This is a genomic window from Archangium lansingense (genome assembly GCF_026626635.1).
GTDB lineage: Bacteria > Myxococcota > Myxococcia > Myxococcales > Myxococcaceae > Archangium > Archangium lansingense.
Genome location: NZ_JAPNKA010000001.1, coordinates 2,360,988 through 2,373,756 on the forward strand (window position 1 = coordinate 2,360,988; position 12,769 = coordinate 2,373,756).

The following is a 12,769-nucleotide window of genomic DNA, read 5'->3' on the forward strand; positions in this document are numbered from 1 at the left end:
CGTGCTCTACAGCAGGGCCAGCCGGCGCGACCGGGCAGGGTCCGCCACCACGGCCTCCCACCGGCGCACGGCTGCCTCGCGATCGGCGTCCGGCGCGTCCGCGTAGTAGCCCAGCGTGTCGTTGAGGCCACGGCTGAGCTCCTCGATGGCGGCCAGGCGGATGTCCAGCTCCGGGTGGCGCAGCGCGGCCACGAGCCACTCGGCACGGCGGCGAGTGCTGTTGGCCGCCCACCACGCCGTCCACGCGCGCTTGTCCAGGCCGATCGTGGCGCGCGTCACTTCGCGCAAGGCCTCGGCGGCGGCCTGGGCGCACATCTCGTCGTCGCTGCCGGTGAGGTTGATGAGACCCTCGATGGCTTCGCGGTCGTGCAGCGTGCCCAGGGCGCGCGCCGCCAGCGAGCGCCGCAGCGCATCCCGGCTGATGAGCTCCTGGCGCAGCTCCTTCCGGGCGGCGTCCAGGCGCGGCAGGTGCTTGAGGGCAGCGGCGGCCACGCGCGCGGCGCTGGAGATGTCCGGCTCGTAGTCGAAGAGGCCGCGCAGCACGCCGTCCACCAGCTCCACGTAGGGGAGGCTGCCGGCGGTGAGGAGCGCGAAGTAGCGCGTGTCCGCGTCGCTCGAGTCCAGCAGCGGCGCCAGGGCCTGAGCCGCGGGCCGGCCGAGCCGCGAGAGCGCGCCGGGGATGGGGCCCAGCTCGTCGGCTTCGGGCAGCTCCACTACCGGCAGGCGGCTCCACGCGGTGGGGCCGGGGAAGTGCGTGGCGAGCACCTTGGCGCTGGCCTCGGGAGAGCGCGCCAGCTCGGCCATGGCGCTCGCGCGCTGGTTGGCGTCCGGGCCGGTGAGGCGCTTGAGCAGGGGGCCGAAGTCCGGGGGCGGACGCTCCTCCTGGGACATCACCAGCGGGGCCATGGAGGCGGCGCGGCCCAGCGCGCTGGCGGTGCGGTTGACGAAGGGGCTCCACCCCAGGCCCGCGGCCATGGTGGGCACCGGAGCGTTCGGGGCGGTGGGCGTGGCGGGGGCGGACTGCTCCTCCACGTCCACGTCGAAGTCCAGCGAGTTGCGCAGCTCGCCCAGGCGCTGCTTGCGGAAGAGGATGAGCTCCTGGAAGGCGGCGGGCAGGTCCTGGCAGAACAGGATGAAGTCGGACAGGCGGCGCTGGCTGATGGGCTTCTGGCCGCAGTCACCGTAGAGGATGGCCACGAGCCGGCCGCGCACCTCCACGGGGTAGAGGAAGAGGGTGCGGGGCGGCTGACGGCCGAACAGCTCCAGGTAGTGCTTCGTCAGGCTGTCCGGCGGCATGGGGCCCGCGTAGCTGCCGCGGGTGATGGCCACGGTGCGAAAGACGCTGGAGGCGTCGAGCGGGATGGACACCTGCGCGAGCTGCTCACTGGTCAGCCCATCACCGCGTGCGTCCCAGCCCTCGGCCGCACCGCGCAGCACGGCGAAGGCGGCCACATAGTCGAAGGTGCGGCGGCCGAAGCGCAGGGCGGTGTCGATGAGGCGATCGCGATCGCGCGTGGACTCCTTGAGGGCGGCGCGGGCCTGCGCGAGCGTCCATTCGGGCACGTCGTCGCGGGCGGACTGCGGCGCGGCGGGAGCGGGTACGCGCGGCTCGAGCTGCGGGCGCGGCTGCGGCCCTCCCATGGTGGCGACAGGCTGCGGCGCGGGCGCGGGGGCAGCGGGTTGCGCCTGGGGCGGAGGCTGCACCGGGGCACGCGTGGCGGCTGGAGCGGTGGGTTGTGCCGGGGCTTGCGAAGGCGCGGCGGCGGGGCGCGCTGCCGGAGCGGGCTGGGCCTGAGCCTGCGGAGGCGCGGCGGCGGGGCGCGCTGCGGGAGCGGGTTGAGCCTGTGGGGGCGGAGCCGCGGGACGTGCGGGCTCGGGCATGTTCAGGCGCAGCGGCTCACGGACGGCGGCCGGTGGCGTCGCGGCGGGCGCGGGCGCGGCGGAGGCGGGAGGTGCGGTCGGGGCAGCCGGACGCTGAGGCTGGGCGGGGGCGGCGCCAGCGGCAGGAGCGGGGGGCGCGCCGTTGACGCGCTGGGGCTGCTGAGGCTGAGGCTGGGGCGCGGGCTGAGGCTGGGGCGGAGCGACCGGGAAGGGCTCGGCGGCCACGGAGCGCGCCAGACGCTCCACCATCTCCAGCGTGAGGGCCGCATCGTCGGCGGGCTTCGGAGGCGGAGCGGGCGCGGGGGCGGGCTTCGCGGCCGGAGCAGGTGCTGGCTGAACGGGAGCTGCGACCGGCTGCGCGGGCTGAACAGGCTGGGCCACCGCGGGAGCCGCCGCGCCCATTCGCTCGGGATCGAGCGAGGCGAGCAGGGAGGTGTAGCGCGAGGAGAGGGGCTGCCGGTAGATGACGGAGATCCACTCGCGGACGCGGGCCTCGGTGGCCACCCACAGCTCGAGCGGCTTGCCGAGGAGGAATCCCACCTCCTCCAGCTCCTTCTTCGGCACCGGGTAGCCGCAGGCCACGTGCAGGGTGGCGCCATCGAGCGACAGCGGCACCACGCACAGGCGCTCGGCGATCTTCGGAGGGATGAAGGAAGCGACGTCCGCGTTGGGCTCGAAGTCCGCCAGGTTGACGGGACGCAGCCCGGAGGCCTCGCCGAGTGCGTGCAGCACCTGGGGCTCGGGGAGGATCCGCCGCTCCATCAGCACGGTGTCGATGGAGCCACCTTGCGCCGCGTGATGACGCAAGGCTTCCTCGGCCTTGTCCTGGGGAAGGAGGCCTTGCGCGATCAGGGTGTGGGCAAGATGGGAAGGCATGGGAGACCGCGGCATCTTAAAGCCGTGGGCGGCAGGCACAACGAATCCTTCAAAAACCTGCCTGCTCTCCTGCTTGGGGCCTCGCACCCCTGGTGGGGGAGCCACCTGTCAAGCCGCTGCGCGCCCTCCAATGGTGGAGCCCGCGTCGGGTGACATCCTCCGGTAGATGGGCCCGGCCAGCATCGACACCACGCCCACGGCGATGAAGGGCAGGATGAAGCGCTCGGGCGTCAGGGGTGCCTCATCGCTCCCGCGAGCCAGGTGAAGCATCAAGCCTCCAAAGCTGATGCCGAGGCTCAGCCCTATCTGCTGCGTCACCACCGACAGGGTGGAGGCGTTGCTGGTGGCCGGCTGGGGGATGTCCGCGTAGGCCACGGTGTTGAGGGCGGTGAACTGCACTGACCGCATGAAACCGCCCACCACCAGCACCACGACGATGAAGGCAATGGGGGTCGAGGCCCGGAAGAAGGCCGGGAGGGCAGTCAGCACTGCGGTGACGAGGTTGGAGACGATCAAGATGGAGCGGAAGCCGAACCGCTTGAGTAGTGCGGGCGCCACGGGCTTACAGGCCAGCGCCCCGACTCCGGTGCCGATGGTCACGAGTCCGGCCTCGAAGGGGCTCCAGCCCAGCCCGACCTGAAACATCAGTGGCAGGAGGAACGGCGTCGCGCCCAACCCCATCCGGATCAGAGTGCCGCCGACGAGGCTCGCCCGGAAGGTGTCGAAGCGCACCAGCCTCAGGTTCAGCACGGGCCGCTCCTTCCTCCGCGCGTACACGATGTAGGCGGCAATCCCCACCAGCGCGATGCCCGTGGCCACGAGCTGCACGGACAGGGGAACGAGGCCGATGCCAACGGTCTCGGCCGCCCCCATCAGCGCGGTGATGGCGATGGCTGCGAGAAGGTAGCCCCTCCCATCGAACGGACCCGGATCGGGCGGGCGCTGATCGGGCACGAAGCGCAGCACCGCGAGCATGCCGAGGAGTCCAATCGGCACGTTGATGAAGAAGATCCACGGCCAGCTCGCGACGCCCAGGATGAAGCCGGCGAGCGGCGGTCCGACGAGTGGCCCGACGAGTGCTGGCATGGTGAACCAGCTCATCGCGGACACGAGCCGCTCGCGCGGCGCTGAGTTCACCACGATCAGCCGGCCGACTGGGGTCATCAACGCGCCGCCCAGTCCCTGGAGGGTGCGGAAGAGGACCATCTGGCCCAGTGTCTGCGAGAAGCCGCACAGGACCGAGCCGACCAGGAAGACGGTCATCGCGGCCACGAACACGCGCCGGGGACCATACTTGTCGGCAATCCAGCCGCTCGCGGGAGCGAGCACCGCTAGCGCCAGGATGTAGGAAGTCAGCGCCAGCTTCAGATGGACCGGGTCGGTGCCGAACGCCGTGGACAAGGCGGGCAGCGCGGTCGACAGCGCCGTGGAGTCGATGAACTCCATGAACAGCGCGCTGGCCACGGCGAGTGATGCCAACCGGGCGCCGCGGGCCGATGGAGCGCTCACTTCCGCGGTGCTCGGCAAGGACTGGGATGGAGCGGTCACAGCCCTTTTTTATGGATCCAAAACACCGCAGCGGCCACAGCGCCAGGTCGAGGACTGAACCTGCCGTGATGGCCGCTGAAAGTTGCGCTCGAAGCGCTCACTCCCTCAGAGGTCTGAGGAGGCGCTAGCTCGGCTGCACGACGTACGTGGAGGTGAGCTTGTCGTGGAGCGTCTGGCCGCGGCGGTCGAAGAGGGCCATCCAGAAGCCTGCGAGGAAGAGCCCGAAGGACAGGGTGGCCAGCATGGCGCGGACGATGGCGCGACCGGGCGCCGGGGCGAGCCCGTGGGTGTCCACGAGCCTCAGACCCAGCAGTCGCCGGCCCAGCGTGCGGCCATTCCAGAGGAAGGCGGACACGGCGCAGTAGACGAGCGAGAGCACCAGGAGGAGGGCGGCGCCGGGTAGCAGCACGGACTGGAGGGCGCGGACCTGGGCGACGAAGGCGTCGATTCCAGAGAGGCCCGTCTGGGGCGCATGCACGCCGGCCACGGAGGAGGCGAGCATGAGGTAGAGCGCGGCCACGACGGCGATGGCGCCGGTGTCGATGGTGAGGGCCAGCAGCCGGCGCCAGAGCGAGGCCGGGCGCGCGTGGATCTCCGTCTCTTTGGACGCCGAGCCCGTGAGCCTGGGCGCGGCCGTGGGCGTCGGGGCCGGAGCGGAAGGCGCCGGGCGCCGGGCGACCACTGGCGGCGGAGCGGCGGGCTCGGACTCCTCGACGTCGACTGGGAAGGACTCCTCCTCAATAGCGAGGTCCAGCGGCGCGGGAGCGGCGGCCTGCAAGGGAGGAAGATTCGGGAGGCCAGGGGCCTGCTGGAGCGGCGGCATCACGGGCAGGCCCGGAGAGGAAGCCTGCTGCGGAGCCGCGGTGGGGGCGGGCGCGTTCGGGACACCAAAGGCCGGAGTGGTCGCGCGCGGAGCCGGGGCCGCGACGCCAGGCAGGTTGAAGGAGGGGGCCTGAGGAGGCGCGGCCGGAGGACGAGGCGCGGCGGCCTGAGCGTGAGCCGGAGGCACAGGAGCGGCAGGGGCCGGGGGCCGAGGCGCGGGAGCCGGAGGGCGGGGCGCGGCGGCCTGAGCGTGAGCCGGAGGCACCGGAGCGGCGGAGGCCGGGGGCCGAGGCGCGGGAGCGGGTGCCATCTGCTGAGCGGCCGGAGCCTGCGGGCGCGGGGGCATGACGGGCAGACCTGGAGCGCGAGGCGCGGGCTGGGCCGGAGCCTGCTGGCGCGAGGCCGCCGGGGTCATGCCGGGAGGCGTCGGGGCACGGGTGGTCATGCCGGGCGGTGTAGCCGCGGCGGCGGGAGAAATGGGAGGCATCGCCGGCGCGTCGCGATCCGGGCGGCGGCGGTCGATCTGGATCTCCTTGTCCAGAAAACTCGGGACGGCCCGGGCCGCGGGCTGGGACGCGGCGACGCAGGTGGGGCAGTCCCCTACAGGCGGCAGCGAAGCTCCGCACTTCAGGCACTTGGACAACGGTTCCTCCCGGATGAAGAAGGCTGTAGCACCATGAAACGCCCTCCTCGCTCCGGGAGCAAGAAAACCGCCGGAAGCCGGGGTTCCCCGCCTGGTGACCATTGAAGTCCAGAGCGGGCCTGGAGATGGCCCGGGAGACCTCGCTGGCCTCAGGCGAAGCGCTTGTTCCGGGTGCCGACGATGATCCCGATGGACACCAGCGCCGCGACGATGATGGCCATCACGATGGCCAAGGGCTCCAAGCGGGTGGTGACGACCCCTGGGGTGAAGATGGAACTGAGGAGGGCGCCGACGACTCCGCCCAAAGCGCCGAGCAATGCGCTACCGATGAGTCCCACCGAGCGCGACGCCGGCAAGGCGATCCGCGCGAGGATGCCCACGATGAGTCCAATGAGCGCATAGGCGTAGATGGCCATGAGAGCCGCTCCCTGTCTGGCACCTCGGGATGAGGGTGCCGTTGCCGAGGAAAAATAGGGATGGAGTGACGGGGTGGGCATGCGCGGCGCAGCGAGGGCCTGTCCTCCCGGCACCTAGCCAAGCTCTCCATCCAGGAAGCCCATGACCGCAAGCGCGGCGAGGGCAGCTGTCTCGGTGCGGAGGATGCGGCGGCCGAGCGTGACAGGGCGAGCGCCGAGGGCCCGGAGCGCGGAGACCTCCTCGCGGGCCAGGCCGCCCTCGGGGCCCACCACCAGGGCCACGGGGGAGCCGGGAGCGCAGGATCGGAAGGCCTCGCTGAGCGGCACGGCGGACTCCTCCTCATCGAGCACCAGCAGGGTGGTGCCGGGGGCGAGCGAGCGCGCCGCGTCCACGAGGGGGCGCGGAGGGTGGACGGTGGGCATGTCATTGCGCCGGCACTGGCGGGCGGCTTCTTCGACAATCTTCGTCCAGCGGGTGGTGCGCTCCTCGGCGCGCTTGGGCTCGAGCTTCACCACGCTGCGGGCGGTGGCCACGGGGTGGAAGGCGGTGGCGCCCAGCTCGGTGCCCTTCTGCAGCACCAGCTCCAGCTTGTCGCCCTTGGGGAGCCCTTGGAGGATGTGCAGCGGCCGGGGCGGAGGGGTATGCCGGGCCTCGCCGAGCACCAGGCGCACCGAGTCCGCGTCCAGCGAAGCCACGCGGGCCTCGAAGGCGCGGCCTGCACCGTCGAAGACCTCGAGGGAGGAGCCCTCGACGAGCCGCAGGACGTGGACGAGGTAATGGCGCCGCTCGCCCGAGAGGGTCACCTCGGGGGGAGCGGGCTCGGGGAGCGGGACGAAGAGTCGGACCACGGGTGGGCTGTCCTCCAGGAGGGTGGGCCCTTTTACCAGGGCTGGCTCAGTGGCGGAGGCCGCGCAGCTCGAAGTCGGCGACGGAGGGCAGGTGGTCGGACGCCTCGGTGGCGTGGTCCACCTCCAGCAGCAAGGGCACGAGCTGGCGGGAGGCGAAGAAGGTATCGAAGCGCTTGCCGGTGGCGGGCACCACGCCGCGGCCATCGGGCAGCGAGTTGAGGGTGGACATGTCGGCCACGTCCTGGAGCCGCAGCCATTGCTCCGAGTTCTTCGGGTAGGTGCCGGCGACGAGCAGCTCGCGGGCCTCGTTCGGGTTCATGTGGGAGCCGTCCGGCATGCGCACGCGCAGCTCGTGGGCGCGGCGGAGCGGGTCGGGCAGCTCGTGCTCGAGGGCATGGAGGGCGCGGCGCACGCGCACGTCGCCGATGTTTCCCACGCCCCAGTCGCCCACGCTGGGGTGCACGTCGCCGTAGCGCGACTCGTAGTCCTTCACCGTCTCGGTGGGCTCGTGCTTGCGGATGGGGTTGGGCATCAGCGAGTAGTGGTGCTTGACGTTGATGTTGGCGTTGAAGTCGCCCAGCGCGATGGAGGGCACGCCATCGCGGGCATGCAGGGTGGCCTGGAGCTGCCAGAGCTGGCCAGCGTTGATGCCGCTGTCTCCCAGCGTGTGGTGCACGTTGTAGAGGGCCACGGGCATGCCGAACACGTCGAGGAGCGAGAAGAGCGCGCCCCGGTCCTCATCCAGCTCGCCGACGAAGCCCTGGCGCGAGATGGCGGCAGTGCGGGCGTCCTCGGGGAAGGCATAGGTGTAGTGCACGGCCTCGAGGATGGGGTGGCGGCTGAGGATGGCCTTGCCGTTGATGACGGGCCCGGCCACATCCCGGCCCTGGTAGACGAGGTGGAAGCCGTAGTCGCGTGCGAGCTCCACCGCGGTGGGCTGGCTGGCCTCCTGGAGCGCGATGACGTCCGGCATCCGGCCGAGCTCCTCCAACGAGGCGAAGTAACGCTCCAGCAGTTCCCGGCGCTCGCCGCCCAGGAGGATGTTGTACGTCATCACGCGGAGCATGTGGTCGCGAGGCGAGCGCGGCTGGGGGTGGTGCACCAGCAGCGTGGTTCCCGTCCCGAGCCGGCGCGGACCGTCAGCCACCGGCAGCGACTCGAAGCCCTGGAAGACCTGGGTGGGCTCGTGGTGCGGCAGGTGCTGAGGCGGTGCGGCGGGGACTCCTTCGATGATGCTCCTCCCGAAGGGGAGACGATCCAGTAATCGCGAGAGGGCCTGTCCTGGCATGGGTCTCTACTGTTTGCGCATTACCCGCCCTGCACGCGACCACTGGGAGCTTCGTCGCTCTCCGTGCCAGCGTCCTCGGAGCCGCCTGCTCCCTCGGCCGACAGACCGGGAGGCGTGTTGGTGGGGTCGGACCCGTAGCCCTCTCGCTGGTCCGAGAACGTGCGCCGCTCATCGGGGACACCGCGTCCGGAGGTGTCGGTGAGGCCGCGGGACTGGGTGACGGCGTCCGTGTAGCCCCCGCCGGGGGGCGTGGTCTTGCTGAACTTGCCTGCCATGGTGGGCTCCTGACGGAAGGTGGTGTGCCTTCCATCAATGTCGGGCGCCCGGTGGCACCCGCCAACCCAGCAATCCGCCCTCGGGGGAGGGGAGGCAGGCGAGCGAGCCATTGGGAGCGAGGCAAAGCGGCGGCACACCTGCTATGCGCAGCGCGACATGTCCTCTCTTCTCATCGAATCGACGCGCTCCGGCTTCGTCGAGTCCGTGCACCACGTATCGGTGGCGGTGGTGGACCCGCATGGCGAGCTGGTGGCGTGGGCGGGGGACCCGGAGCGGGTCTCCATGTGGCGCTCGGCGGCGAAGGCCTTCCAGGCGCTGCCATTGGTGAGGGACGGAGCAGCGGACCGCTTTGGCTTCGGCCCGCGGGAATTGGCGCTCGCCTGTGCCTCGCACTCGAGCGAGCCGGTGCACCGTGAGGTGTGTGCGGGGATGTTGAGGGCGACGGGGTGTGAGGAGTCGCAGCTCGCCTGTGGACCGCACCCGCCGCTGTCGCAGGCCGTGGCGGACGAGGCGATGCGCATGGGGACACCCATCACCCCGAAGTGGAGCAACTGCTCGGGAAAGCACGCGGGGATGCTGGCGCTGGCGAAGCACCACGGCTGGCACACCGAGGGCTACGAGCGTTCGGGGCACCCGGTGCAGGCGCGCATCCTGGAGGAGGTGGCGCACTGGACGGGGCTGTCGGCGGACGCGCTGTTGCAGGCGGTGGATGGGTGCACGGCGGTGTGCTTCGGACTGCCGCTGCGGGCGATGGCGATGGCGTACGCACGTTTCGGCGTGTCGGAGCTGGAGGCGGCGAGGCGGCTGCGCGAGGCGATGTGGGCGCACCCGGAGCTGGTGGCGGGCACGGGCCGGCTGTGCACGGAGCTGATGGCGGCGGGGCGGGGGGTGGTGCTGGCGAAGGTAGGGGCTGAGGGTATCTACAGCGCGGCGGTGCCGGCGCTGGGGCTGGGAATCGCGTTGAAGGTGGAGGATGGGGATATGAGGTGCTCGCCGCCGGCGCTGTTGGAGGTGCTGCGGCAGGTATTCGAGCGATACGAGCGGCGGGTGTCGGTGCCGATGGAGGGGTTGGGGCCTCACGTGGAGCCGCTGCTGCGCAACACCCGGGGAGTGGTGACGGGCAGCTTGCGCGCGGTGGGGCGGCTGCGGTTCTCATGATGGGCAAGGAGGCCACCATGGCGCGCCGCGCGAGTGACAACAGCACAGTGGCTCGGTTCGAGATAGCCCGGGCCAACCAGGAGCGGGTGTTGGCGGAGAGCGCGCTGCGCGGCGAGCGCGTGGTGTCGCTGGTTCGCATCGCGCTGGTGGTGCTGGTGGCGCTGAGCCAGGCGGTCATCGCGCGAGTGTCGGGCGAGCTGCTGCCGAAGGATCCGCCTCGGCTGGCGGCCATGCTGATCTACACGGTGTTCGCGATCGTCGTCGCGCTGGTCCTGCACCGCCAGACGCCGAACCCGCGCCGGGCAATGTGGATGCCGGTGAACTCCACGCTGATGGACTGTGGCTTCTTCGGCTTCATGGCCTGGCGGATCATCTCCATCACCGGGGACTTCACCCCGCAGATGCTGGCGGCGAGTTGCGCGGTGGTGATTGCCTTCTCGGTGGCGCGCTACAGCTGGCTGCACGCGGTGATGTCCACGGGGATGGCCTCGGTGACGTTCGTGCTGGTGAGCTGGAAGGCGGGAGACTTCTCCTTCTCGAAGGTGAGCTTCGTGCTGGGCTGTTACATCGCGCTGGGGCTGCTCATCGGGTGGACGAACACGGCGGTGGGCAGCATGTTCCTGGGGCTGCGGAGGCGCGACAACCTCTCGCGTTTCCTGCCTCGGCAGGTGGTGGAGCGGGTGCTGCAGACGGGGGACGGGACGCTGGAGCCGGTGCAGCGGGAGGTGACGATCCTCTTCAGCGACATCCGGGACTTCACGACGCTGAGCGAGTCCTTGCCGCCGAGGGCGGTGCTAGGGCTGCTGGACGACTACTTCGGGCACATGGGACAGATCGTGATGGGGCACGGGGGCATCGTGAACAAGTTCCTGGGGGACGGGATGCTGGCGTGCTGGGGAGTGCCGGACGGGGACGCGAATCACGCGGCGCACGCGATGCAGGCGGCGCTCGACATGCGCAAGAAGCTGGAGGAGCTCAACGCGTGGAGGGTGCAGCAGGGTGAGCCGGCGCTGCGGATTGGCATCGGGCTGCATACGGGGGTGGTGGCGGCGGGGATGCTGGGCGGGGCCGAGCAGCACGAATACACGGTGATTGGGGACGCGGTGAACCTGGCCTCGCGGGTGGAGGGACTGACGAAGGCGTTGGGGGTGGACATCCTGGTGAGCGAGAGCACCTGGAGGGCAGGGGAGGGCCGGTTCCAGGGGGCGCGGATGTCCGAGGAGCGGGTGAAGGGGAGGAAAGAGGCGGTAGTGGTCTACTCGCTCAAGGGCCGGGCGCCTGCGGCGAACACGGAGCCCGAACCGAGGATGCAGAGGGCCGCCGCCCCCTCCCCCTGACTCACCTGGAACGAGTGCCAGCGAATCCGCTCCATCCAGGTGTGAGTGGCGATGATTTTGATGAGTCGTCTTTGTCAGGCATTGGAGGCCAACATCAGACAACCCCTCGAGTCCATCACCTGGCCGTCTGCGGAGCCGCCTGGATCTGGGGAGCGATCTTGTAGTCACCCGTGAGGAGGGCGACGAAGAACAGGGGTCCGACGAGGGCGTGGACGAGGTTGGTGAGGAAGGAAGGAGACTTCTTCTCCCAGACGGCGTGGCCGGCGAGCTGGACGAGCCAGCCGCCGATGGCGATGGCGATGACGACTCCGGTGGGCAGGAGGCGGCCGAGGGGGATGCAGAGGGCCGTGGCGACGGAGACGATGAGTCCCAGCTTCGCATCGGCGCGCAGGAACCAGATGGAAGTGAGCACCCAGGCCACGAAGGCGAGGGTGAGCGAGCCACCGGGGAGGAAGGGAACAGGGACCAGCCGCACCCAGTCCAGCATGGCGACGATGTGCAGGACGATGAGGGGAATGGCGAGCTTGTGCGTGAGCCGGTTGGTGGGGTGCTGGTGGGCGGAGATGTACTCGTCGAAGAGGGCCTGAGTTTGTGGTTTCAGCATGTGGGGACTCTAACCCTCCTCGGACTGAATGATAGGCAACCCGCGTTACTTCGCGCGGTGGAAGTCCAGCCGCACCCACTCGCCCTGCTGGGCGCCCGGCTCCGGCACCAGGCCGAGGTTCACGTACGCCGCCTCCACCTCGTCCTTCTGGTGCGCGAGCACGCCCGCCATCAGCAGCTTGTCCTTCACCTTGGGGGCGATCAGCGGCGCCAGCTCGATGAGGGTGTTGGCGAGGATGTTGGCCACCACCAACTCGAAGGTACCCTCCACCGCCGTCAGCTCCTTGCCCGACAGCTCCACGTCCGGCGTGCCGTTGTCCACGGCGTTCTCCCTCGCCAGCTCCACCGACACCGGATCGTTGTCCGTGCCCACCACCCGCCCGGCGCCCAGCTTCTTGGCGGCGATCGCCAACACGCCCGTACCCGTGCCTACATCCAGCACACTCGCCCCCGGATGGGTGCTCATGTATTCATCCACCGCACCCAGACACAGCGAGGTGGTGGGATGGTCGCCGGTGCCGAAGGCCATCTTCGGCTCGATGACGAGGCGCACCTTGTCGGCCGGGGCGTTCTGCGCTTCCCAGGGCGGGCCCACCCACAGCCGACCCACCTGCACGGACTTGATGTGGGCCTTCCAGGCGTTGCTCCAGTCCTGCTGCTGCTCCTCGGCCAGCTGCATCCGCGCCGAGGGGTGGGCTTCGGCGAGCGCCTCTCGTGCCTGCTCGGCCGTGTCCGCGTCCTCGAAGTAGGCCACGAGGATGGACTCGCCCGCCACGGGCGCCCGTACTCCCGGCATGGTGGGACCCTCTCGGTCCCGTACTTCCAGTCCCATGGCGCCCATCTCGTGCAGCAGGTCCTGCGCGCTCTCCGACTCTGTTTCCGGCAGATCCACCGTGAGTGTCTGGTACGTCCCCGTCATATGGCCCTTCTCGCGTCTGGCGTTGCTTTCCCGAAGATGCCGGGATGCCTGCAGCGGGGAAAGAAATTTCCGAGGCAGCGTGTCTGCTCCGCCGCTCGTCCCGCGGGGGAGCCGAGGATGCGATGATCCCTCAACGGAATTTGCGGTAAGCTG

Annotated in this window: 11 protein-coding genes; 2 read left to right on the forward strand and 9 right to left on the reverse strand. The window is 70.6% G+C overall.

From position 1 onward, the window contains the following. Positions 1 to 6: 6 nt before the first annotated feature. The 7 genes from OV287_RS09430 to OV287_RS09460 all read right to left on the reverse strand — a co-directional run bounded on the left by OV287_RS09430 (position 7) and on the right by OV287_RS09460 (position 8,598). Positions 7 to 2,757 (reverse strand): GspE/PulE/PilB domain-containing protein, encoded by a 2,751-nt coding sequence (locus OV287_RS09430; RefSeq protein WP_267533667.1) that lies wholly within the window; start codon positions 2,755 to 2,757, stop codon positions 7 to 9. 108 nt (positions 2,758 to 2,865) lie between these two features. Further along, positions 2,866 to 4,266, reverse strand: coding sequence for a DHA2 family efflux MFS transporter permease subunit (locus tag OV287_RS09435; RefSeq protein WP_267533668.1), 1,401 nt, complete (start codon positions 4,264 to 4,266; stop codon positions 2,866 to 2,868). A 163-nt stretch (positions 4,267 to 4,429) separates the two neighbouring features. Then, positions 4,430 to 5,770: an RDD family protein gene (locus OV287_RS09440; protein ID WP_267533669.1), complete on the reverse strand. Its 1,341-nt coding sequence runs from the start codon at positions 5,768 to 5,770 to the stop codon at positions 4,430 to 4,432. 149 nt (positions 5,771 to 5,919) lie between these two features. After that, entirely contained in the window at positions 5,920 to 6,186 is a 267-nt protein-coding gene (locus OV287_RS09445; protein ID WP_267533670.1) for a GlsB/YeaQ/YmgE family stress response membrane protein, read from the reverse strand. Positions 6,187 to 6,300: 114 nt separating this feature from the next. Further along, complete coding sequence (locus OV287_RS09450) at positions 6,301 to 7,035, reverse strand: 16S rRNA (uracil(1498)-N(3))-methyltransferase (RefSeq protein WP_267533671.1); 735 nt, start codon at positions 7,033 to 7,035, stop codon at positions 6,301 to 6,303. Between the two features lie 46 nt (positions 7,036 to 7,081). Continuing rightward, the gene (locus OV287_RS09455) at positions 7,082 to 8,323 is read right to left on the reverse strand and encodes an endonuclease/exonuclease/phosphatase family protein (protein ID WP_267533672.1); all 1,242 of its coding nucleotides are present in this window, start codon (positions 8,321 to 8,323) and stop codon (positions 7,082 to 7,084) included. Between the two features lie 20 nt (positions 8,324 to 8,343). Then, a complete protein-coding gene (locus OV287_RS09460; protein ID WP_267533673.1) occupies positions 8,344 to 8,598 on the reverse strand; it encodes a hypothetical protein in 255 nt (84 codons plus the stop codon). A 157-nt stretch (positions 8,599 to 8,755) separates the two neighbouring features. Here OV287_RS09460 and OV287_RS09465 point away from each other — a divergent pair, with 157 nt between their 5' ends. Continuing rightward, positions 8,756 to 9,757 (forward strand): asparaginase, encoded by a 1,002-nt coding sequence (locus OV287_RS09465; protein WP_267533674.1) that lies wholly within the window; start codon positions 8,756 to 8,758, stop codon positions 9,755 to 9,757. A 17-nt stretch (positions 9,758 to 9,774) separates the two neighbouring features. Then, entirely contained in the window at positions 9,775 to 11,094 is a 1,320-nt protein-coding gene (locus OV287_RS09470) for an adenylate/guanylate cyclase domain-containing protein (protein WP_267533675.1), read from the forward strand. A 115-nt stretch (positions 11,095 to 11,209) separates the two neighbouring features. On the opposite strand, the gene OV287_RS09475 is transcribed toward OV287_RS09470, so the two are convergent. Together OV287_RS09475 and prmA are read right to left on the reverse strand one after the other, a co-directional pair. Continuing rightward, positions 11,210 to 11,698 (reverse strand): Mpo1 family 2-hydroxy fatty acid dioxygenase, encoded by a 489-nt coding sequence (locus OV287_RS09475; protein WP_267533676.1) that lies wholly within the window; start codon positions 11,696 to 11,698, stop codon positions 11,210 to 11,212. Between the two features lie 45 nt (positions 11,699 to 11,743). Then, a complete protein-coding gene (gene prmA / locus OV287_RS09480) occupies positions 11,744 to 12,616 on the reverse strand; it encodes a 50S ribosomal protein L11 methyltransferase (RefSeq protein WP_267533677.1) in 873 nt (290 codons plus the stop codon). Positions 12,617 to 12,769 lie beyond the last annotated feature (153 nt).